This is a genomic window from Sphaerisporangium perillae, from assembly GCF_023276435.1.
Taxonomy (GTDB): Bacteria; Actinomycetota; Actinomycetes; order Streptosporangiales; family Streptosporangiaceae; genus Sphaerisporangium; species Sphaerisporangium perillae.
In genome coordinates this window covers 1-21,774 of the sequence record NZ_JALLPO010000045.1, presented here as the reverse complement: position 1 = coordinate 21,774, position 21,774 = coordinate 1, and the positions used below count along the sequence as shown (strand labels likewise).

Genomic DNA, 21,774 nt, shown 5'->3' with positions numbered 1-21,774 from the left:
GTGTGCGAGGGGCCCACATGGACGGCGACGGCCCCGGTCGGGCAGATTCGAACCGCCGGACCGGGGCCGGAAACCCCTGGCTCAGCCCTTGGTCGTGGCCGCGCGGTAGGCGTCGACCAGGCCGTGCCCGTAGAAGCCGTTCTTCGCCTTGGAACCGGCGCAGGTGTGGGTCTCCTCGCTCACCGTGTAGGTGGTGGAGCCGGAGGACGGGCAGGCCACCGGGGTCGCCGTCGCGTACAGCAGCTTCTCCACCTGGGCCGGGGACATGGTCAGCCCGCCCTTGCCGGGCTTGCCGAAGCGGCTGATCAGGATCGCGGCCACGCCGGTGGCGTGCGGCGAGGCCATCGAGGTGCCGGAGAGGTACTGGTAGTAGAAGCAGTTGCCGTGGTGGCACTCGCGCACCACCGAGGAGCTGGTCGGCTTGCCCTTGGCGTCGATCAGCTTCTGCTTGCGCAACGCCCCCGCCGGAGCGGCGGCGAGGATCTCCCTCGCCGTGCCCTTGATCGAGGTGCCGGTGTCGGAGGGGTCGCCGCCGGGGGCGGACAGGTCGGTCTGCTCGATGCCGTAGTCGGAGTACCAGGCCTTGCGCTCGCTCGGGCCGACGGCGGAGACGGAGATGACGCCGCGCGACTCGGCCGGCACGTTGATGCACGAGTTGTCGATCGTGCGCTCGCGCTCCTTGCCGAGCGGATAGCCCGGGCTCTCGGCGTCGCTCGTCGGGGCGCCGAGGTCGGTCGCGCCGTTGCCGAGCGCGGTGATCAGCGTGACGCCGCGGTTGCGGGCGTAGTCGAGCGCGCGCTGGACGCCGGTGATGATGCCGGCCTGCTGCAGCTGGTCGGCCTTGGAGTCGGCCGGGTTGTTCGTGCAGTTGAACGTCCAGGGGTCGACGAAGAAGCTCATGTTGACCACGTCGATGCCCGCGTCGCCGGCGTAGGTGAGCGCGTCGAGGACCGGCTTGAGGAAGAAGAAGCCCGAGTCGGTGCCGGCGCGCAGGTTGACCAGCGACACGTTCGGCGCGACGCCCGCGACGCCGATGCCGTTGAGCGGCGAGCCGATGGTGCTGGCGACGTGGGTGCCGTGGCCGTCGTCGTCCTCGTCGACCGGGTCCTTGCAGCTCTTGTGCTCGCAGGGCCCGTCCAGCGTCTTGCCGTTCGGGTCCTTCGGGCGGTCGGTCACGAAGTTGCGGCTGAGCTTGCGGTCGAAGTTGGGGGCGATGTCGGGGTGCCTGCCGTCCACGCCGGTGTCGATGATGCCGACCAGGACCTTCTTGCTGCCGCGCTCCTTGGCGTACGAGCCGCTCGGCGTGGCGCCGATCATCTTCATGTCCCACTGGCGGCCCGACAGCGGGTCTCCGCCGCGCGAGGACGCCGCGCCGGCCGCGACCCCGGAGGCCGAGGCGGCGGCGGGGACCGCGGGCGCCGAGGCGCTCGCGGGCACGGAGGCCGGTGCGGAGGAGGTCGCGGGGACCAGGGCCGGCACGGAGGCCGGACCTTGGGCGTGCAGGGCGGTGGTCGCGCCGATCCGGCGGTTGTCGGTAACGCCGACGACCGCCGGGCTGGCGCCGAGCCGCTCGGCGAAGGCCGTGCCGGGGCCGTGGGCGAGGACGTAGCCGAGCTTGCCGTCCACGGCGTCGGCCGTGCCGCCACCCGCCTTGATCGCGCTCAGCGCCTGGGCCTGGGCGCCCTGGGCGTAGAAGACGAGGTACTCGCCCGTCTTCGCCTCTATGGGCGCGGCCGCCACCGGGCCCGCGCCCGTCACGAGCGAGCCCGCGGCGAGCGCGGCCGCCACTGCCAGCGAGACGGCGGCGCCCCCGAGTCTTCTGTACCCCCGCACCATCGACCTTCCCCTCTGCCTGTCACACAACGAGGCAGCATCTTTCAGGGGATCGAGCGCCAAAGCAAGTTGTCTCCGAAAATCTTGGCAATCGATCCGTTATAGACATATATAGCTATAAAGAATGTAAGAGACTACCGAAACTAATACAAAAAGGACGGCGTCCCAACGACGGGACGCCGTCCTTCCAGAGTGTCAGACCAGGGGCCGGGCCGTCGGCGGGATCGCCACCGGCAGGGCCGTGTGACCGGTCAGGTAGCGGTCGGCGGCGGCCGCGGCCGAGCGGCCCTCCGCGATCGCCCACACGATGAGCGACTGCCCGCGACCCATGTCACCGGCCACGAACACGCCCTCCACACCCGACATGTACGACTTGTCCCGAACGACGTTCCCCCGGGCGTCGAAGAACGACTCCGGGTCGGCGGCCAGCGCGGCGAGGTCGCCGAGCAGGGCGCCCTTCTCCGGCCCGAGGAAGCCCATCGCCAGCGTGACCAGCTCCGCCGGGATCTCCCGCTCGCTGCCCGGGATCGGCTTGAACCCCGTCGCCGGGCCCTCCACGTCGACCAGCCGCAGGGCCCTCACCCGTCCCTGCTCGTCGGCGACGAACTCCGTCGTCGACACGGCGTACACCCGCGCGCCGCCCTCGGCCTCGAGCTCCTCGTGGGCGCTCTCCATCTTGAACAGCATCGGGTAGGTCGGCCACGGCTGGGAGTGCGGCCGCGCGTCCGGCGGCATCGGCATGATCTCCAGCTGGGTGACCGAGGCCGCGCCCTGGCGGACCGCCGTGCCGACGCAGTCGGCGCCGGTGTCACCGCCGCCGATCACCACGACGTGCTTGCCCTCGGCCGACACCGGAGAGACCTTGAGGTCGCCCTCCTGCACCTTGTTGGAGAGCGGGAGGTACTCCATGGCCTGGTAGATGCCCGCGTGCTCGCGCCCGGCCACCGGCAGGTCGCGCCAGGCGGTCGCGCCACCGGCGAGGACGATCGCGTCGAACTCCTCGCGCAGCCGCTCGGCCGTGACGTCGACGCCCACGTTGACGCCCGTGCGGAACTCGGTGCCCTCCGCGCGCATCTGCGCCAGGCGCCGGTCGACGTGCCGCTTCTCCATCTTGAACTCGGGGATGCCGTACCGCAGCAGGCCCCCAATGCGGTCGGCGCGCTCGAAGACCACCACGTCGTGCCCGGCCCGGGTGAGCTGCTGGGCGGCGGCGAGGCCGGCCGGCCCCGAGCCGACGACCGCGACCCGCCGGCCGGTCTTGACCGCGGGCGGCTGCGGAGGAACCCAGCCCTCGGCGAACGCCCGGTCGATGATCTCCACCTCGACCCGCTTGATCGCCACGGGGTCGGAGTTGATGCCGAGGACGCACGCCGCCTCACACGGAGCCGGGCACAGGCGGCCGGTGAACTCCGGGAAGTTGTTCGTGGCGTGCAGCCGCTCGATCGCCTCGTGCCAGTCGTCGCGGAAGACGAGGTCGTTCCACTCGGGGATGAGGTTCCCGAGCGGGCAGCCGTTGTGGCAGAACGGGATGCCGCAGTCCATGCAGCGCGCGGCCTGCTTGGTGAGCGCGGGCTTCGGGAAGTCCTCGTAGACCTCCCGCCAGTCGCGGATGCGGACGTCGACCGGGCGGCGCGCCGGCAGCTCACGTGCGTGCGTCAGAAACCCCTTGGGGTCGGCCATCGGTGAAACCTCCCTTAACCGTGTACGGCGGCCATGACCGCCTCGTCGATGTCCCGGCCCTCGGCACGCGCGGCCTCCAGAGCCTTGAGCACCCGCTTGTAGTCGATCGGCATGACCTTGCCGAAGCGGGTGAGCGTGTCCTCCCAGTCGTCGAGCAGCGTCTTGGCGACCGTGGAGCCGGTCTCCGCCAGGTGGCGCTCGACGATGTCCCTCAGGAACTCCGAGTCCTCCTCGGTGAGCTCCTCGATGGCGACCATCTCGCGGTTGACCCGCACCGGGTTGAGGTCGAGCACGTAGGCGATGCCGCCCGACATGCCCGCCGCGAAGTTGCGCCCGGTCGGGCCGAGCACGATCGCCCGGCCGCCGGTCATGTACTCGCAGCCGTGGTCGCCCACGCCCTCCACGACGGCGGTGGCGCCGGAGTTGCGGACGCAGAACCGCTCGCCCACGACTCCCCTGATGAAGACCTCTCCCGAGGTCGCCCCGTACAGGCCGACGTTGCCGGCGATGACCTGCTCCTCGGCGCTGAACGGCGCGTCGGGGTGCGGCCGGACCGTCACCCGGCCGCCCGACAGGCCCTTGGCGAGGTAGTCGTTGGCGTCGCCGGTGAGCCGCAGGGTGAGGCCCCTCGGCACGAACGCGCCGAAGGAGTTGCCCGCCGAGCCCGTGAAGCTCACGTCGATCGTGTTGTCGGGCAGGCCCGCCCCGCCGTGCCGCTTGGTCACCTGGTGGCCGAGCATCGTGCCGACCGTGCGGTTGACGTTGCGGATGGGCAGCTCCAGCGTCACCCGGTCGCCGTACTCCAGCGCGCCCTCGGTGAGCTGGATGAGCGTGTTGTCCAGCGCCTTGTCCAGGCCGTGGTCCTGGGCGACCGTGCGGTGCAGCGGCGTTCCCTCCGGCAGGGAGGGCACGTGCAGGATCGGGGACAGGTCGAGACCCGCCGCCTTCCAGTGGTCCTCCGCGGCCGTGGTGTCCAGGAACTCGGCGTGGCCCACGGCCTCGTCGATCGAGCGGAACCCGAGCGCGGCGAGGTACTCGCGGACCTCCTCGGCGATGAACTCGAAGAAGTTCACGACGAACTCCGGCTTGCCGGTGAACCGCTTGCGCAGCTCGGGGTTCTGCGTGGCGACCCCGACCGGGCAGGTGTCCAGGTGGCAGACGCGCATCATGACGCAGCCGGAGACCACCAGCGGCGCGGTGGCGAAGCCGAACTCCTCGGCGCCGAGCAGCGCGGCGACCACGACGTCCCGGCCCGTCTTGAGCTGGCCGTCGGCCTGCACGACGATGCGGTCGCGAAGGCCGTTGAGCAGCAGCGTCTGCTGGGTCTCGGCCAGGCCGAGCTCCCAGGGGGCGCCCGCGTGCTTGATGGAGGTCAGCGGCGAGGCGCCGGTGCCGCCGTCGTGGCCGGAGATGAGCACCACGTCGGCGTGCGCCTTGCTGACCCCGGCCGCCACGGTGCCGACCCCGACCTCCGCGACGAGCTTCACGTGGACGCGCGCCTCGGGGTTGCTGTTCTTCAGGTCGTGGATCAGCTGGGCCAGGTCCTCGATCGAGTAGATGTCGTGGTGCGGCGGCGGCGAGATGAGGCCGACGCCGGGCGTGGAGTGCCGGGTCTTGGCGATCCACGGGTACACCTTGTGGCCGGGCAGCTGCCCGCCCTCGCCGGGCTTGGCGCCCTGCGCCATCTTGATCTGCAGGTCGGCCGCGTTGACCAGGTACTCGCTGGTGACGCCGAACCGGCCGGAGGCCACCTGCTTGATGGCGCTGCGGCGTGCCGGGTCGTAGAGCCGGTCGGGGTCCTCGCCGCCCTCACCGGTGTTGGACTTGGCGCCCAGCCGGTTCATGGCGATCGCGATGGTCTCGTGCGCCTCCTTGGAGATCGACCCGTAGGACATCGCGCCGGTGGAGAAGCGCTTGACGATGCTCTCGACCGGCTCGACCTCCTCGATCGGCACGGGCGGGCGCACGCCCTCGCGGAGCTTGAACAGCCCGCGCAGGGTCATGAGCTTCTCGGCCTGGGTGTCGACCAGCTCGGTGTACTGCTTGAAGACCTCGTAGCGGCGGGTGCGGGTGGCGTGCTGCAGCCTGAAGACCGTCTCGGGGTTGAACAGGTGCGGCTCGCCCTCGCGGCGCCACTGGTACTCCCCGCCGACGTCCAGGCGCCGGTGGGCGTTCTCGGCGCGCGGGTAGGCCCGCAGGTGCCGTAGGCCGACCTCCTTGGCGAGGACGTCGAAACCGACGCCGCCCAGGCGGGAGGTGGTGCCGGCGAAGCAGGCGTCGATGACCTCCTCGCCCAGCCCCAGCGCCTCGAAGATCTGCGCGCCGGTGTAGGAGGCGACCGTGGACACGCCCATCTTGGACATGATCTTCAGCACGCCCTTGCCGTACGCCTTGATCAGGTTGCGCACGGCCGCGCGCGGGTCGAGGTCCAGCGCCCCGGAGGCCACCATGTCCTCGGCGGTCTCGATCGCCAGGTAGGGGTTGACGGCCGAGGCGCCGTAGCCGATCAGCAGCGCCATGTGGTGGGCCTCGCGGGCCTCGCCGGTCTCGACGACCAGGCCGACGCGCGTACGCGACTTCTCGTGGATCAGGTGGTGGTGCACCGCGCCGGTGAGCATCAGCGACGGGATCGGGGCCAGGCTGCGGTCGGAACCGCGGTCGGACAGCACGATGATGCGCGCGCCGTCCGCGATGGCCTGCGACACCTCGGCGCAGATCTCCTCCAGGCGGTGCAGCAGCCCCTCGCCGCCGCCTGCGACCTCGAAGAGTCCGGAGACGACGTGCGGCTGGAAGCCGGGCAGCGCGCCCTCGTCGTTGATGTGGATGATCTTGGCGAGCTCGTCGTTGTCGATCACCGGGTACGGCAGGACCAGCCGGCGGCAGGACGCCGGGTCCGGCGAGAGCAGGTTGCCCTCCGGCCCGATGGTGGTCTGCAGCGAGGTGACCAGCTCTTCGCGGATCGCGTCCAGCGGCGGGTTGGTGACCTGGGCGAACAGCTGGCTGAAGTAGTCGAACAGCAGCCGGGGCTTCTCGCTCAGCACCGCCACCGGGGAGTCGGTGCCCATGGAGCCGATCGGCTCGGCGCCCGCCTTGGCCATCGGGGCCAGGATGACGCGCAGCTCCTCCTCGGTGTAACCGAAGGTCTGCTGGCGCTTGACCAGGGCCTCGTGGGTGACGATCGGGCGCTGCCGCTCGGGCAGCTCCTCGAAGCGGACGAGTCCGGCGTGCAGCCACTCGCCGTACGGGTGGGCGGCCGCCAGCTCGGCCTTGACCTCGTCATCCTCGATGATCTTGCCGCGCTCGGTGTCGACCAGGAACATCTTGCCCGGCTGGAGGCGGCCCTTGCGGACGACCTTGGACGGCTCGATGTCCAGCACGCCGGCCTCGGAGGCCAGGACGACCAGGCCGTCCTCGGTCACCCAGAACCGGCCGGGACGCAGGCCGTTGCGGTCCAGGACCGCGCCGACCAGGGTGCCGTCGCTGAAGGTGATCGACGCGGGGCCGTCCCACGCCTCCATGGAGGTGGAGTGGTACTCATAGAAGGCCCGCCGCGCGGGATCCATCTCGGTGTGGTTCTCCCACGCCTCGGGGATCATCATCAGCACGGCGTGCGGGAGGCTCCTGCCGCCCAGGTGGAGAAGTTCGAGGCACTCGTCGAAGGACGCCGTGTCGGAGGCGTCGGGGTCGCAGATCGGGAAGAGCCGCGAAAGGTCGCCGGGGATCAGTTCGGTCGCCAGCATCGCCTCGCGGGCCCGCATCCAGTTGCGGTTGCCCTTGACGGTGTTGATCTCGCCGTTGTGCGCGATGTACCGGTACGGGTGCGCCAGGGGCCACGACGGGAAGGTGTTGGTCGAGAACCGCGAGTGGACCAGCGCGATCGCGCTCACGAACCGCTCGTCGGAGAGGTCGGGGAAGAAGGGCTCCAGCTGCGGGGTGGTCAGCATGCCCTTGTAGACGATGGTCCGCGAGGACAGCGAGGGGAAGTAGACGTCCACCTCGTGCTCGGCCCGCTTGCGCAGGCAGAAGGCCAGGCGGTCGAGCTCCAGCCCGGACTCGCCGTTGGGCGAGGCGACGAAGAGCTGCCAGAACGATGGCATCACGGCGCGGGCGCTCGGCCCGGCGTGGGCGGTGTCGACGGGGACCTCGCGCCAGCCGAGAACGGTCAGGCCCTCCTCGGCGGCGATCTCCTCGATCATCCCCATGCCGATGGCGCGGGCCTGCTCGTCGAGCGGCAGGAACGCGATGCCTGCGGCGTAGGAGCCGGCCGAGGGAAGGGGGAAGTCCACTGATCCGCGGAGGAGCGCGTCGGGCATCTGCGTCAGGATGCCGGCGCCATCGCCGGTATCCGGTTCGCTACCCTTTGCCCCTCGGTGGTCCAGGTTGCACAGCGCCGTCAGGGCCTTCGCGACGATGTCGTGGCTTCGGCGCCCGGCGACATCGGCGACCATCGCTACACCACAGGCGTCGTGCTCCTGCGAAGGGTGGTAAAGGCCCTGGGGCTCGGGGAACCCGAGGCGGGCAGCAGGCATTGAATCCCTCCCGTCGTCTTCGTCTGCTTCGTCTGGATTGGCGAGTGCAGGCAAGAGGGACGACGTTGGCCCTGCTGCTGTTAGGTGTGTAGAGACTACCTCACCCTGTCGGAATAGTGCCCGCCAGGTGGGAATCGCGAACATTCACCGTATGGGTGGACACCTCGATGTCCGTTGTCGTACGTCCCAGGCCGCAGTTCCATAACGTCGGTAAAAAAGATGTTATTCCAGGTGGCAGGCTCGGTAGGTGCTCTGTAACCGGTCAGGAGAGGGTCAAGTTTCAACCGGTCGCGCTCAGCACCCGCTGCTGGACGAACCGGCCGAGGCCCTCCAGGGCCACCTGCGGGAAGGTCAGGTCGACCGAGCCCTCGTCGCCCACCGGCCCGACCCAGTTCACGACCACGAAATGGCCGAGGGCCCGCACCTCCGCCCTGCTGTGGCCGGCGTCGAACGAGCCGGGCTGGCCGGGCGCGAGCCGCAGGAAGCCGCCGCCGTGCCCGGAGCCGAGCGCGTCGACGAGCCGGTCCGCCGAGGCGCCGTCGGGCATGTCGAAGACGGCGTACTGGCCCGACACACCGCCGTCCGCGCTGGCGAAGCTCGCCCGCACCACCTGGGCGCATCCCGCGGCGGCCGCCGTGGGACCGCTCCCCCACAGCGCCTCGGAGCAGTCGGCCGACATCGAGACCTGACGGCGCTCCATGGTCACCCCTGAGGAGGCCGGTGCGGCCGAGCCGAACACCTCGCGCTCGCTCAGCGGGCGGGGATCGTCGCGCCGGCTGGCGATGGGCGCGTACAGCGCGGAGGTGCGCTCGGCGCGGATCCTCGCCGGGGCCGGACCGGTCTGCGGGCGGGTGACCAGGAACACGATCGCCCCCACCCCGGCGAGCGCGCCCGCGACCGCGACGGCGATCCACGTACGGCTGGGCATGGCCACCGACCCTACCCGGCCGGGGGTGCCGCGGGCCCGGTGACCGCGACGATACGACGGTAGATCGGCTTCTCCGCGGCCCGGGCGCTCAGAGCGAGCGAGACGAAGTCGTCCTTCGCCGTCGCCTCCTGGCCGTCGAGCCGCCCGACCCACACGAACCCCGCGTAGTGCCCCATGGCGTGGCCACTGGCCTCGCTGTAGCCGTCGGCGGGGAACGCCGCGATCTTCGACTCCAGCACCCGCACCCACCCTCCCCCTCGGTAGAGGGTCGACATCTGCTGCACGAACCCCTCGGCCGAGGCGGCGTCCGCCATGTTGAACAGGGTGTACTGGGCGACGTACCGGCGGTCGGCGCTGAGGTACAGGCCCCGCACGGCCTGGGTGCAGCCCGTCTCCCCCAGCTTGGCCAGCACGCTGCCGCCCCACACGGCGGGCGCGCAGGCGCCGTCCAGGCGGCGGGCGGCCAGCCTGAGCGTCAGCTTGCCGCTCTTGAGGTTCTTCACGGAGAAGACCTCCTCGGCTCGCAACGGGGTCTTGTCCGCCTTGCGGTCGCCGATCGGGGCGAAGAGCTTGGGCGACGGCCACGCCTGGTAGTCGGCCGGACGGGGCAGCCCGATCGCGTCGGCGGGCGTGCCCTGATCGGCGGGCGGGCCGGAGACGCCGAGGGTGCTCACTATGGCGGTCAGCCCGAAACCGCCGAGCAGCACCGCCAGCACCGTGCCCACGCCGAACAGGACGCGCTGCTGCCGCTGGGACAGGCCCCGCTCGGACAGGGCCCCGACTTCGAACGACGACCGTCGCCGCTTGCTGCCACCGCGCGCGCTCACAGGCCGCCGGACCCCAGAAGCCCGTCGACCGGCTCATGGCGCCCGAAGCCGATCTCGGCGCGCCCCCCCGAGGAGCCGCCCTGGGTCATCGCGAATTCGCCTCCGAGTCCGCTGCCGCCGGAGCCGCCGCGTCGCTCGCGCCGGGGGCAGTGGCCTTCTCGTCCGAGACGCCGGCACTCTCGTGCGGGTCGGCCTGGCTCGCCGGGTGGGACCGGTCGGCGGTGTCGTCCGCGTCCGCCGAGGCGGTGGCCGGCTCTGCCTTCACGGCAGCCTCACCGGCATCCGGCTCTGCCTCCACAGCAGCCTCACCGGCATCCGGTCCGGTCTTCGCGGCCGGCGCGTCGTCGCCCGGTGAATCCTCCGCGGCGGCGCCCGGCTCGGGCGAATCCCCGGCGGAGGCGTTCGCGGCCGCGGCCTCGGCGAGTTCGTGCTCGTCGGCCTGGCCCGCGTCGTGCGCCGGGTCGAGGGCGTCACCGCGCGCCGGGACCACGATCTCCTCGGTGGTCTTGTTCCTGGTCAGCCAGAAGTAGGCCAGGGCGCCGAGGAGGATCACGATGGAGGTCCACTGGTTCAGCCGCAGGCCGAGGATGTGGTGGGCCGGATCGACCCGCATGCCCTCGATCCAGAAGCGGCCGATCGTGTAGCCCGCGACGTAGAGCGCGAACAGCCGGGCGTGACGCAGCCCGTAACGCCTGCCCGCCCACACCAGGACGCCGGCCAAGGCGAGGTCCCACAGCGACTCGTACAGGAACGTGGGGTGGTAGGTCGCCTCGCCCGGGATCGTGCCGGGACGGCCCGGGTCGATCTCCAGCCCCCACGGCAGGCTGGTCGGCCCGCCGAACAACTCCTGGTTGAAGTAGTTGCCCCAGCGGCCGATGGCCTGCGCCACCGCGATGCCGGGTGCCACGGTGTCGGCCACCGCCGACAGGGAGATGCCGCGCCTGCGGCAGGCGATCCACACTCCGACGCCGCCGAGCGCCACGGCTCCCCAGATGCCGAGACCGCCGTGCCAGATGAACAGGGCGTCGATCGGCCGGTTCGGGGCGTCAGGCGCGAAGTACAGCTGCCAGTCGGTGATGACGTGGTACAGCCGCCCGCCGACCAGGCCGAACGGAACGGCCCAGACGGCGAGATCGGTGATCGTGCCGGGCTCGCCGCCTCGGGCGCGCCAGCGGCGCTCGCCGATCCAGACGGCGACGACGACGCCGAGCACGATGCAGAAAGCGTAGGCCCGCAGAGGGATCGGTCCGAGGTACCAGACCCCTTCTGGCGGGCTGGGAATGGAGGCCAGGGGCATGTCAGGTGACGTTACCGGTTCCCGGCCTACTTCGCGGCATCAAGGATGGCCTGGCGCAGGGACGCGGGGTTGAACGCGACGCCATTGTCGACCTCCTGGCCGTTGAGCCGCAGCGTCGGGGTGCCCTTGGGGAACTGCCCGGAGTCTGTGGCCTTCTTGTTGAAGTCGGCCTGGGTCAGGGCGTACTTCTGGGTCCGCACGCAGGACTCGAAGCCCGGATCAGTGACGCCGGCCTCCTTGCCCCACTTCACCAGGTCATCGAGCGCGAAGCCCTGCGCCGTCTCTGCGGGCTGCTCCTTGAAGAGCCGGTCGTGGAAGGCCATCCACTGCTTGCCGTCGGTCACGCAGCGGGCCGCCGCGGAGGCGCGCACGGTGTTGCCGTGGGCGGGCTCCTCGGTGAAGATGTTGACCGGGTGGTAGACGACCTTGACCTGGCCCGCCGCGGCCATGTTCTTCACCGTCGGCGTGCTGGTCTGCTCGAACAGCTTGCACGCCGGGCACTGGAAGTCCTCGTAGATGTCGAGAACGGGCTTCTCGACGCCGGGCTTCGCCATGACCGTGGTGCCGTCGGCCTGGTGGCTGATCGGGGCGAGCTGCGCGGTGGCGGTCTCGGACTTGCCCGACTGGACATACCACCAGCCGCCCGCGATGACCGCGATCGCCACGATGACCACCGCGGCGATGGTGACGACCCGTTTGCGCTGCTGCTGCCGGCGCTCCTGCTCGCGCTGCGCCTTGATGCGCTCGCGGGCGGAACCCTCCCGCGCGGCCTTTCCCATCAGAGACTCTCCTTCATATCTGGCTCATGCCGGGCTCATGCCGGGCTCTTCACCATCGATGCCGCCATCCTCGCCGTCGTGCGCCGCCGGGGCCGCGACCAGGCCCAGAGCGGAGTCGAGCGAGAGGCGGCCGGGGGCGAACCGGACGATCCACGCGCCCAGCAGGAACAGCCCGCCGTCCCGGAGGATCTCCCAGAAATAGCTGGGACTCTGCCCGGCGGCCAGCTTGCCTCCGCCGCCGAAGCAGCCGCAGTCGATGCGCAGGCCGCGCGCCCACGCCGACGCGATGCCGACCACGAAGGCCAGCATGAGCAGCGCGGAGACGACACCCGCCGCACGCGTGAGCAACCCGACAACCAGCAACACCCCGACGACGATCTCGACGATCGGCAGGCCGTAGCCCACCGCGGTGGCGACCTGCGCCGGCAGCAGCTCGTAGGCCTGCACTGCCTGGACCGACAGCGCCGGTGTGCCGATCTTCAGCCAGCCGGCCACGATCAGCACGCCCGCGACCACCAGCCGGGCGACGGTCGTCACCCAGGGTACCGCCGGATGCGCGTAAAGCGACCTCATCGGCGCGGCCTCCTCGACCTCACCAGCATCAGCGTCTCCTTTGTCCCCGCGAAACGTGCCGCGGAAGGGTCGAGCCGCGACGCCCCTGTCACCGGGGCGGCGGACCTCACTCCGGACTTCGGCCTTCCGCCGAAGGCTACCGGCAGTACAGCCCACCATGAGGCCGATAAGCGTCCGGTAAACAATCTTCGAAAGAAGACTGCCAAAGTGTGGTGACCTCGGGAAACCGACAGGAGGACCTTTCCGGCGGGACCAACGGCCCCTTGACCGGGGTCAGGCGCGGACGCCCGCCGCCAGCTCGGAGGCGAGCTCGCGCACCGCCGACAGCCCGGAGGCCTCGTCGGGGGCGTCCAGGAGGCGGCGGATGAACGCCGAGCCGACGATGACACCGTCGGCGTACCCCGCGACCTCGGCGGCCTGCGCGCCCGTGCCGACGCCGAGCCCGACGCAGACGGGCAGGTCGGTCTGGGCGCGGCACCGCTTCACCAGGCCCTCGGCCGCCGCGCCCACGCTCGTGCGCGCGCCGGTGACGCCCATGAGCGAGGCGGCGTAGACGAAACCGGTGCAGCACTCGGCCACGGCCTGGATGCGCTCGTCCGGGGAGCTCGGCGCGACCAGGAAGACGGTGTCGATGCCCGAGGCGGCGCTGACCTCGCGCCAGGGCCCGGCCTCCTCAGGGGTGAGGTCGGGGGTGATGGTGCCGGTGCCGCCCGCGTTCGCCAGATCGCGGGCGAACCGCTCGGCGCCGTAGCGGTCGATCGGGTTCCAGTAGGTCATGACCAGCACGGCCGCGCCGCTCTTGGCCACTCCCTCGACGGTGCGCATCACGTCGGCGATGCGGGTGCCGTTCACCAGGGCGCGGTGCACGGCGTCCTGGATGGTGGGGCCGTCCATCAGCGGGTCGGAGTAGGGCAGGCCGATCTCGATGACGTCACAGCCGGCCTCCACCATGGCGGTCGCGGCGGCGATGGCGCCGTCCTTGGTGGGGAAGCCGGCCGGGAGGTATCCGACGAGCGCGGCGCGCCTGTCGGCCCGTGCCTTCTCGAACACCGTCTGCAGAGTCGTCATGTCAGGATGTCCCGCTTTAGAGGTCTGAGGCCTACAGGTTGAAGTACTTCATGGCGGTGCCCATGTCCTTGTCGCCGCGCCCGGAGAGGTTGACCAGGATGGTCGCCTCCGGGCCGAGCTCGCGGCCGAGCTTCATCGTGCCCGCCAGGGCGTGCGCCGACTCGATGGCCGGGATGATGCCCTCGGTGCGCGCCAGGATGGAGAACGCCTCCATCGCCTCGGCGTCGGTGATGCCGTGGTAGGTGGCGCGGCCGGTGTCCTTCAGCCAGGCGTGCTCGGGGCCGACGCCGGGGTAGTCCAGGCCCGCCGAGATCGAGTGGGACTCGATGGTCTGGCCCTCGTCGTCCTGCAGGACATAGGTGCGGGAGCCGTGCAGCACGCCGATCGAGCCCTCGGTGAGGGTGCAGGCGTGCTCGCCGGTCTCCACGCCGTGCCCGGCGGCCTCGTAGCCGTGGAGCGCGACGCCCTCGTCGCCGATGAAGGCGTGGAAGATGCCGATGGCGTTGGAGCCGCCGCCGACGGCCGCGGCCACGGCGTCGGGCAGGCCGCCTGTGAGCTCCAGGACCTGGCGGCGGGCCTCGACGCCGATGATGCGCGCGAAGTCGCGGACGATCTCGGGGAACGGGTGAGGCCCGGCGACCGTGCCGAACAGGTAGTGCGTGGTGTCGACGTTGGTCACCCAGTCGCGGAAGGCCTCGTTGATGGCGTCCTTGAGGGTGCGGCTGCCGTTGCCGACCGGGACGACCCTCGCGCCGAGGAGCTTCATGCGGGCGACGTTGAGCGCCTGGCGCTCGCAGTCGACCTCGCCCATGTAGATGACGCATTCGAGGCCGAGCAGCGCGCAGGCGGTCGCGGTGGCGACGCCGTGCTGGCCTGCGCCGGTCTCGGCGATGACGCGGGTCTTGCCGAGGCGCTTGGTCAGCAGCGCCTGGCCCAGCACATTGTTGATCTTGTGGGCGCCGGTGTGGGTGAGGTCCTCGCGCTTGAGCAGGACGCGGGCGCCCCCCGCCACCTCGCTGAACCGGCGGACCTCGGTGATGGTCGTCGGCCGGCCGGCGTAGGTGCGCAGCAGGTGGTCGAACTCGCTGATGAACGCCGGGTCGGTCTTGGCCTCGGCGTAGATCTTGGCGACCTCGTCGAGGGCCGGGATCAGCGCCTCGGGCACGAAACGGCCGCCGAAGACGCCGAAGCGCCCCCGGTCGTCGGGGTCGTCGCCCGCGACGCCGCCGCCCACGAGGTCGGCGGCGGTGATGAGGGAGCCTTCTGCGATCGTCACTGCTGCCTCTCGGGTCCGTTGTCGAGTCGCGATGCGGGGTGTGCTCCCGCGGTGACCAGGTCGACCACCGCGGCCCTCGGGTCCTTGCCGGTGACCAGGCTCTCGCCGACGAGCACGGCGTCGGCTCCGGCGCGGGCGTAGGCCAGCAGGTCGTGCGGGCCGCGCACGCCGGACTCGGCGATCTTGATGACGCCGTCCGGGATCTTGGGCGCGATCCGCGCGAAGACGTCGCGGTCGACCTCCAGGGTCTTGAGGTTCCGCGCGTTCACGCCGATGATCTTCGCACCCGCTTCGAGGGCCCGGTCGAGCTCCTCTTCAGTATGCACCTCGACCAGCGGCGCGAGGCCGATCGACTCGGCCCTCTCGATCAACGAGACGAGGGCGTTCTGGTCAAGGGCGGCCACGATGAGCAGCGCCAGGTCGGCGCCGTGGACCCGCGCCTCCCAGAGCTGGTAGGAGGTGACCACGAAGTCCTTGCGCAGGACCGGGATGTCGACGGCCGCGCGCACCGCGGCCAGGTCGTCGAGGCTGCCGCCGAACCGGCGCCGCTCGGTCAGCACGCTGATGACGTGCGCGCCGCCCGCCTCGTAGTCGCCGGCCAGCGCCGCCGGGTCGGCGATCGCCGCCAGGGCGCCCTTGGAAGGGCTGGACCGCTTGACCTCGGCGATGACCGAGACCTTGTCCCCGCCCAGCGCGGCGTAGGCGTCCCTGGTGGCCGGCGCCCGCTGGGCGCGGTCCTTGAGCTCCGCCAGCGACACGGCCCGCTGCCGATCGGCGAGGTCGGCTCGCACGCCGTCCAGGATCTCGTCGAGCACGCTCACTTGATCTCCTCGCTTGGCTCGCTCACCCGATCAGGGTCCCTCCGGTCGACTGCGCCAGCGGGCCGAGGACACCTCGCCATCCGACCGTGATCGGCTGACCGGCTGATCGGCTCGGAGGCCGGCTTCCTCTCCCGACCTTGCCCTGCCGATGGTATCGGGCTTACCGCCGTCGCCTCGCCACAGGGGGCCGGATGCGGGACCCTCACGGCGCCAGGAACCTGCCGAAGGGCAGGTTCCGCACGATCCAGTAGACGATCACCAGCGTGAGGAACGCCCAGATGTAGGCAGGATGGGCGAGCGTCGTGCGGACCGGCCGCCGCTGCCAGGTGCGCAGGGTCCACCGGCCCCACCAGAACAGCAGGAACGGGATCGTGGCCACGGCGAGAGGGTTGAGCCCGAGCGCCGCCACCACGTCACCGTGCGCGAGCGCGTGGATGGTCCGCAATGTCCCGCAACCGGGGCAGTAGAGCCCGGTGAGGAACAGGAACGGGCAGGTCGGATAGTGACCCGGCGCGCTCGGATCCACCGCGCCGACGTACGCGAAGACCGCCCCCGTCAGTGCCGCCGCACCGAGGGGCGCGAGCATCGGCCGCATCCGGCCCCCGCCCCGCCTCCCGGTGGGCTCCGCGTGCGTCGCCATCGTTAGTTGCTGTAGGTCACGGTGCTCGCGCTGAAGAGCACCGCCAGAAGGACGAAGTAGAGGACGATCCCCACCACGTCGACCACGATGCCCCAGATGAGCGCCCGCTTCCACCACGTCTTCGCCTCTTCGGACGCGGCGATGGCCCCCTGGTAGTCACCGACGGCCCACTTGGAGTTGACCTGCGACGACTTCACGATCGACACGATGCCGAACGGAAGGCAGCAGAACAGCGTGGTGAGGATCGCCGGGACGAGGTGATTGTCCGGCGCGGCCGGCCCGCCGCCGTAGGGCCCCTGCTGGCCGTAGCCGTGACCGCCCTGGGGCGGCGGGTACCCGCCCTGCTGACCGTACCCCCCGCCCTGCTGACCGTAGCCGCCAGGCTGCTGGCCGTAGCCGCCGCCCTGCTGACCGTACCCCCCGGAGGGCTGGCCGCCGGGCTGCTGAGGGTCGTAACCCTCAGGATTGCCCGGCTGATTCCCGTAGCTCATGGAACGACTCCTGTGAGATCAATGCGCCTCTTGCGCTGCGGCAGCATAGCGATGAGCGGTGCCGTGCAGGGGCGATGTTCCGCTTTGTGGGCAACTTGTCATAGAAAACAGCACCTGGCGAGGGTCATTCAGGGCGGTGACCGGGGCCCTCGGCGTCGGTCGGATCGTCGCCGCGGTCGAGGGCGTCCCACAGCGACCGCTCGGCACGGCCGGGGCGCTCCGCGCGCGCGGCGCCTAGCGGCGGCGCCTGCCGCTCGTACCGGTCGGACATGCCCGGCCAGCGGCCGCCGCGCACCGCGGCCAGCGCGCCGGCCGCGACGAGCACCAGACCTCCGGTGATCGCGAGCACCGGCCAGAGCCGCGCCGGCGACACCACGACGTCGATCATGCTGGTGAGCGTGACGCGCGTCTCCGCGACCGCGATCATGTGCGCCTGGAAGGCTCCCTGCCACGCGCCCACGGTGACCGCCGCCCCGAGCAGCGCGAGCAGGACGCCGACCACCCTGCGCCACAGGCCGCGGGTCGCCAGCACGGCGACCACCGCGGCCAGCGAGGCCAGGGCCAGCGGGCTCAGGACGGGGGCCAGATCGCCGCCGGACAACGCGACCGGGGCGGTGTGGACGCCGCCGCCCGGAGCCGCCGGGAAGGCGACCTGCGCCCAGGTGCGCCCGGAGGCGAACAGGACCAGCGCCGCTCCGGCCACGCCGGCGGCCACCCACACCGGCAGGGCGCGCCGCGCGCCGTCCCGGGTGGCGCCCGCACGCGGCGGCGCGCCGGCCGCCGTCATCAGGACACCTCGAGCACGTCGGCGTCGAAGCATGTGCGGTCGCCGGTGTGGCAGGCCGCCCCGACCTGGTCGACCTTCAGCAAGATCGTGTCGCCGTCGCAGTCGAGGGCGACGTGCCTGACCCACTGGACGTGGCCGGAGGTCTCGCCCTTCACCCAGTACGAGCGCCGGCTGCGCGACCAGTAGGTCGCCCGGCCGGTGGTGAGCGTGCGGTGGAGCGCCTCGTCGTCCATCCATGCCAGCATCAGCACCTCGCCGGTGTCGTGCTGCTGGACGACCGCGGGCACCAGCCCGTCAGCAGTGCGCTTCAGGCGATCCGCGATCTTCTGGTCAAGAGGCATGAGGCAATTCTGCCGCAACCAGCCGGAGGGGCAGGTCACCGCAGGGGTGTGCCGTGAAACCCGCCGCGCCCCGGTACACCGATCCGGCCAGCCACCGCGACGTCGTGGAGGCCACGACCCGGCCCGAGGCGTTGACCAGCAGCGCCGGCGCCGGGATGCGCCTCAGAGAGGGGATGACGGCGCCCTCGAAGGACCGTACGAGCACGTCGGCCGCCGCCACTCCGATGAAGGCGCCCTCCACCAGCACCGGGACCGACAGCGTGAGGCTGTACTCGTCGGTGCACAGGTAGTCGACGTAGGGGCCGCAGACCGTGCGCTCGGCCCCGGAGTGCGGCCCGGCGAACCAGTCCCAGTGCGTGTAGTCGTAGAAGGCGCTGCTCGCGGGGTTGAGATCGCGCAGGAGCTGCACCGGAGCCCCGCTGGGGCCGTCCTGCCACCATTCCAGATACCAGGGGGCGTCGGAGAGCAGGCCGGGGGCGGCGATGAAGCCGATGCCCGCGATCAGCGCGCCGAGATGCCCGAACAGCATCGGCCGCAGCGCCGCGAGGTCGGCGGTCGCCGGCTCGCGGCCGGCGCGCCGGACGAGGCGGACCTGCTCGGCGGCGGCGACCCTGAGCTCGCGCAGGGCGCGGAAGACCTGCTCGGCGGTGTCGCTCACGGCCCGGCACGCCCGGGTGACGGTCGCGCCGGCCTCGTCCTCAACCTTCGTGGCCATGGTCCCGTTCATGTTTCCAGGAGCCGGAGCTCGATGAGATGCTCGATGGCGTCGAGCACGTGACGCTCGGCCAGATCGCGCGCCTGGTCGGCCTCACCCCGCTGGAGGGCCTCGGCGATGGCACGGTGCTCTGCCACCACCTCATCGTGCCGGGTGGCGCCCGAGCGCGGAAGCCAGAGCAACGGTCCGATGTCAGCCTGTAACCGGATCTCTTCCTGGGTGAGCCGCGCCGACTGGGAGGCGGCCGCCACCTCGATGTGGAAGCGCCCCTCGACCCGCCCCCGGCGCGCGTCGGAGCTCGTGGCCATCTCCTCCAGGGACCGCCACAGGGGCTGGACGTCGCCGGGCAGGGACCGCTGGGCCGCCAGGCGTGCCGCCGCCCCGGCGATGGCGGCGTAGTGGTCGCCGAGGTCGCGCAGCTCCCCCACGGTGAAGGCGCGCAGGCGCACCTCGAACTCGGCGCCGGAGGGGTCGGGCGGGACGCGGACGAAGCTCCCTCCGCCCCGGCCGCGCCGGGTCTCGACCAGGTCGCGCTGCCGCAGCGCCATGAGCGCCTCGCGCAGGGTCACGGTCGAGACGCCGAGACTGCCGGCCAGCTCGGCCTCGCTCGGGAGCTGCTCCCCGTCGGCCAGCAGGCCGAGGGCGATCGCGTCGGCGAGGCGGCGGACGACGGCCTCCACCCGGGCCGTGCTGTCGACCGGGGAGAACACGGCGAGGCGAGTGGGGTTCATGCCGTGCCTCTCCTCTGCCGCCGCCGGGTTACCACATAGATATCGGATCGTGCACTCCCATGAAACATTTAACCCCATATGTTTGCAGTCATGCCAGAGAACAACGTGGCGGTACGGCTGCGCGGCCTCCGCAAGAGCTTCGGCCCGGTGGAGGCGGTCGCCGGCGTCGACCTCGACATCGCCGACGGCGAGTTCTTCGCGATGCTCGGCCCATCCGGGTCGGGCAAGACCACCGTGCTGCGCATGATCGCCGGCTTCGAGTCGCCCACCTCCGGCACGGTCGAGCTCGGCGGGCGCGACGTCACCCGCCTGGCCCCCTTCGAGCGGGACGTCAACACCGTCTTCCAGGACTACGCGCTCTTCCCGCACATGAGCGTCATGCAGAACGTGGAGTACGGCCTGCGGGTCAAGAAGGTCGGCAAGGCCGAGCGGCGGGACCGCGCTCTGGAAGCCCTGCGCTCGGTGCGCCTGTCGGGCTTCGAGGCGCGGCGGCCCTCCCAGCTGTCCGGCGGGCAGCGCCAGCGGGTCGCCCTGGCGCGGGCCCTGGTCAACCGGCCCCGCGTCCTGCTGCTCGACGAGCCCCTGGGCGCCCTCGACCTCAAGCTCCGCGAGGAGATGCAGCTGGAGCTCAAGGAGATCCAGCGCCAGGTCGGCATCACCTTCCTGTTCGTCACCCACGACCAGGAGGAGGCCCTGACCATGAGCGACCGCATCGCGGTGTTCGACCAGGGCAGGATCGAGCAGGTCGGCACCCCCGCCGAGGTCTACGAGCGGCCCTCGACGCCGTTCGTGGCCGGGTTCGTCGGCACCTCCAACCTGATCTCCGGCGAGGCGGCCAAGGCCGTCCTCGGCAAGGAGGGCACCTACAGCGTGCGCCCGGAGAAGCTGCGCCTGGTGCTCGACCCGGACGCCGCCGTCGGCGCCGACGAGCACAGCGCCACCGGCACGGTCGCCGAGGTGGTGTACGCCGGGGCGGCGACCCGGTTCGTCGTCGACCTCGACGCCGGCGGCCGGCTGATCGTCCTCCAGCAGAACCTCGAGGTCTCCTCCATGGACGTGACCGGCCTGCGTGGCGGCCGTGTCCGGCTCGTGTGGAACCGCCGCCACGAGTTCGCCATCGCCTCCTGACCTTCTCCGTCCATTCGGCCCCCCATCCCAGCCCTCCTCATTTCGGCACTCCGCTCCATCCCTAGGAGAGACACCATGCGGTCCACCCGACTCGCGATCGCCACCGCCGCGCTCGCGCTGGCCGCCGCCGCCTGCGGCGGTGGCTCCACCAGCGGCTCCACCAGCGGCGGAGCCGGCACCGCCGCCCCCGGCCAGACCGGGTTCACCCCTCCCAAGCTGGAGGCGCAGAAGAGCCTCGGCGCCGGCGAAGGCCAGGTCAACCTGGTCGCCTGGGCCGGGTACGCCGAGGACGGCTCCAACGACCCCAAGGTCGACTGGGTCCACCCCTTCGAGCAGGCCAGCGGATGCAAGGTCAACACCAAGACCGCCGGCACCTCCGACGAGATGGTCAACCTGATGAAGACCGGCGAGTACGACGCCGTGTCCGCCTCCGGCGACGCCTCGCTGCGCCTGATCGCCTCCGGAACGGTCGCCCCGGTCAACACCGACCTGGTCCCCAACTACAAGAACGTGTTCGAGGGGCTGAAGCTCAAGCCGTGGAACTCCGTCGGCGGCGTCGCCTACGGCGTCCCGCACGGCCGGGGCGCCAACCTGCTGATGTGGCGCACCGACAAGGTCACCCCGGCGCCGGACTCCTGGAGCGTGGTGTTCGACCCGGCCTCCCCCTACAAGGGCAAGCTGACGGCCTACGACTCCCCCATCTACATCGCCGACGCCGCGCTCTACCTGATGGCCACCAAGCCCGAGCTCGGCATCAAGGACCCCTACGCCCTCGACGACAAGCAGTTCCAGGCCTCCGTCGACCTGCTCAAGCAGCAGAAGCAGAACATCGGCGAGTACTGGTCGGACTACACCAAGGCCGTGCAGTCCTTCAAGAGCGGCGACACCGTGGCCGGCACGACCTGGCAGGTCATCGCCAACCTCGTCAAGGCCGACAAGGCCCCCGTCGAGGCCATCCTGCCCAAGGAGGGCGCCACCGGCTGGTCGGACACCTGGATGGTCGCCGCCAAGGCCAAGCACCCGAACTGCGCCTACAAGTGGCTCGACTGGATCATCTCCCCCAAGGCCAACGCCCAGGTGGCCGAGTGGTTCGGTGAGGCGCCCTCGAACTCCGAGGCCTGCGCGCAGACCTCCGACAAGACCTTCTGCGACACCTACCACGCCACCGACGAGGCCTACTTCGCGAAGGTCCACTACTGGACCACCCCGATCGTCCAGTGCCTGGACGGCCGTACCGACGTCAAGTGCAAGGACTACTCGGAGTGGACCCGGGCATGGACGGAGATCAAGGGTTGATGGGTTCGCCATCGGGGACGCCGGTCGCGCCGGC

19 protein-coding genes are annotated in these 21,774 nt (G+C 71.3%); 2 read left to right on the top strand and 17 right to left on the bottom strand.

Annotated features, from left to right (window positions below; all coding sequences use genetic code 11):
- Positions 1–81: 81 nt before the first annotated feature.
- The 17 genes from MYF83_RS34230 to MYF83_RS34150 all read right to left on the bottom strand — a co-directional run bounded on the left by MYF83_RS34230 (position 82) and on the right by MYF83_RS34150 (position 19,316).
- Positions 82–1,836, bottom strand: a complete 1,755-nt coding sequence (locus tag MYF83_RS34230; RefSeq protein WP_248964903.1) for a S8 family peptidase — start codon at positions 1,834–1,836, stop codon at positions 82–84.
- 192 nt (positions 1,837–2,028) lie between these two features.
- Entirely contained in the window at positions 2,029–3,513 is a 1,485-nt protein-coding gene (locus tag MYF83_RS34225) for a glutamate synthase subunit beta (protein WP_248964902.1), read from the bottom strand.
- Positions 3,514–3,527: 14 nt separating this feature from the next.
- Positions 3,528–8,042: a glutamate synthase large subunit gene (gltB, locus tag MYF83_RS34220; protein WP_248964901.1), complete on the bottom strand. Its 4,515-nt coding sequence runs from the start codon at positions 8,040–8,042 to the stop codon at positions 3,528–3,530.
- A gap of 280 nt (positions 8,043–8,322) precedes the next feature.
- Positions 8,323–8,970 carry a hypothetical protein gene (locus tag MYF83_RS34215; protein WP_248964900.1) on the bottom strand — a complete coding sequence of 216 codons (648 nt, stop codon included), beginning with the start codon at positions 8,968–8,970 and terminating at the stop codon, positions 8,323–8,325.
- Positions 8,971–8,981: 11 nt separating this feature from the next.
- A complete protein-coding gene (locus MYF83_RS34210; RefSeq protein ID WP_248964899.1) occupies positions 8,982–9,797 on the bottom strand; it encodes a hypothetical protein in 816 nt (271 codons plus the stop codon).
- Between the two features lie 85 nt (positions 9,798–9,882).
- On the bottom strand, positions 9,883–11,094 hold the full coding sequence (gene lgt / locus MYF83_RS34205; protein ID WP_248964898.1) for a prolipoprotein diacylglyceryl transferase: 1,212 nt from the start codon (positions 11,092–11,094) through the stop codon (positions 9,883–9,885).
- Positions 11,095–11,120: 26 nt separating this feature from the next.
- On the bottom strand, positions 11,121–11,873 hold the full coding sequence (locus tag MYF83_RS34200; RefSeq protein WP_248964897.1) for a DsbA family protein: 753 nt from the start codon (positions 11,871–11,873) through the stop codon (positions 11,121–11,123).
- A gap of 24 nt (positions 11,874–11,897) precedes the next feature.
- Positions 11,898–12,446, bottom strand: coding sequence for a MauE/DoxX family redox-associated membrane protein (locus MYF83_RS34195; RefSeq protein ID WP_248964896.1), 549 nt, complete (start codon positions 12,444–12,446; stop codon positions 11,898–11,900).
- Between the two features lie 273 nt (positions 12,447–12,719).
- The gene (trpA, locus tag MYF83_RS34190; RefSeq protein WP_248964895.1) at positions 12,720–13,514 is read right to left on the bottom strand and encodes a tryptophan synthase subunit alpha; all 795 of its coding nucleotides are present in this window, start codon (positions 13,512–13,514) and stop codon (positions 12,720–12,722) included.
- A 31-nt stretch (positions 13,515–13,545) separates the two neighbouring features.
- Positions 13,546–14,748: a tryptophan synthase subunit beta gene (trpB, locus tag MYF83_RS34185; protein WP_248964937.1), complete on the bottom strand. Its 1,203-nt coding sequence runs from the start codon at positions 14,746–14,748 to the stop codon at positions 13,546–13,548.
- Positions 14,749–14,786: 38 nt separating this feature from the next.
- Positions 14,787–15,611, bottom strand: coding sequence for an indole-3-glycerol phosphate synthase TrpC (gene trpC / locus MYF83_RS34180; protein WP_248964894.1), 825 nt, complete (start codon positions 15,609–15,611; stop codon positions 14,787–14,789).
- A 202-nt stretch (positions 15,612–15,813) separates the two neighbouring features.
- Entirely contained in the window at positions 15,814–16,251 is a 438-nt protein-coding gene (locus MYF83_RS34175; RefSeq protein ID WP_248964893.1) for a DUF2752 domain-containing protein, read from the bottom strand.
- A 2-nt stretch (positions 16,252–16,253) separates the two neighbouring features.
- The gene (locus MYF83_RS34170; RefSeq protein ID WP_248964892.1) at positions 16,254–16,742 is read right to left on the bottom strand and encodes a CD225/dispanin family protein; all 489 of its coding nucleotides are present in this window, start codon (positions 16,740–16,742) and stop codon (positions 16,254–16,256) included.
- Positions 16,743–16,866: 124 nt separating this feature from the next.
- Positions 16,867–17,529 carry a TIGR02234 family membrane protein gene (locus tag MYF83_RS34165; RefSeq protein ID WP_248964891.1) on the bottom strand — a complete coding sequence of 221 codons (663 nt, stop codon included), beginning with the start codon at positions 17,527–17,529 and terminating at the stop codon, positions 16,867–16,869.
- A complete protein-coding gene (gene hisI, locus MYF83_RS34160) occupies positions 17,529–17,870 on the bottom strand; it encodes a phosphoribosyl-AMP cyclohydrolase (RefSeq protein WP_248964890.1) in 342 nt (113 codons plus the stop codon). The genes MYF83_RS34165 and hisI overlap by 1 nt, the downstream gene beginning before the upstream one ends.
- Positions 17,860–18,585: a cache domain-containing protein gene (locus tag MYF83_RS34155; RefSeq protein ID WP_248964889.1), complete on the bottom strand. Its 726-nt coding sequence runs from the start codon at positions 18,583–18,585 to the stop codon at positions 17,860–17,862. Before MYF83_RS34155 ends, hisI begins: the two co-directional genes overlap by 11 nt.
- 8 nt (positions 18,586–18,593) lie before the next feature.
- Positions 18,594–19,316 (bottom strand): FadR/GntR family transcriptional regulator, encoded by a 723-nt coding sequence (locus tag MYF83_RS34150; protein WP_248964888.1) that lies wholly within the window; start codon positions 19,314–19,316, stop codon positions 18,594–18,596.
- Positions 19,317–19,406: 90 nt separating this feature from the next.
- On the opposite strand from MYF83_RS34150, the gene MYF83_RS34145 reads away from it, so the two are divergent.
- Positions 19,407–20,444 (top strand): ABC transporter ATP-binding protein, encoded by a 1,038-nt coding sequence (locus tag MYF83_RS34145; protein WP_248964887.1) that lies wholly within the window; start codon positions 19,407–19,409, stop codon positions 20,442–20,444.
- A gap of 75 nt (positions 20,445–20,519) precedes the next feature.
- Positions 20,520–21,740, top strand: a complete 1,221-nt coding sequence (locus MYF83_RS34140; RefSeq protein ID WP_248964886.1) for an ABC transporter substrate-binding protein — start codon at positions 20,520–20,522, stop codon at positions 21,738–21,740.
- Positions 21,741–21,774: the final 34 nt, after the last annotated feature.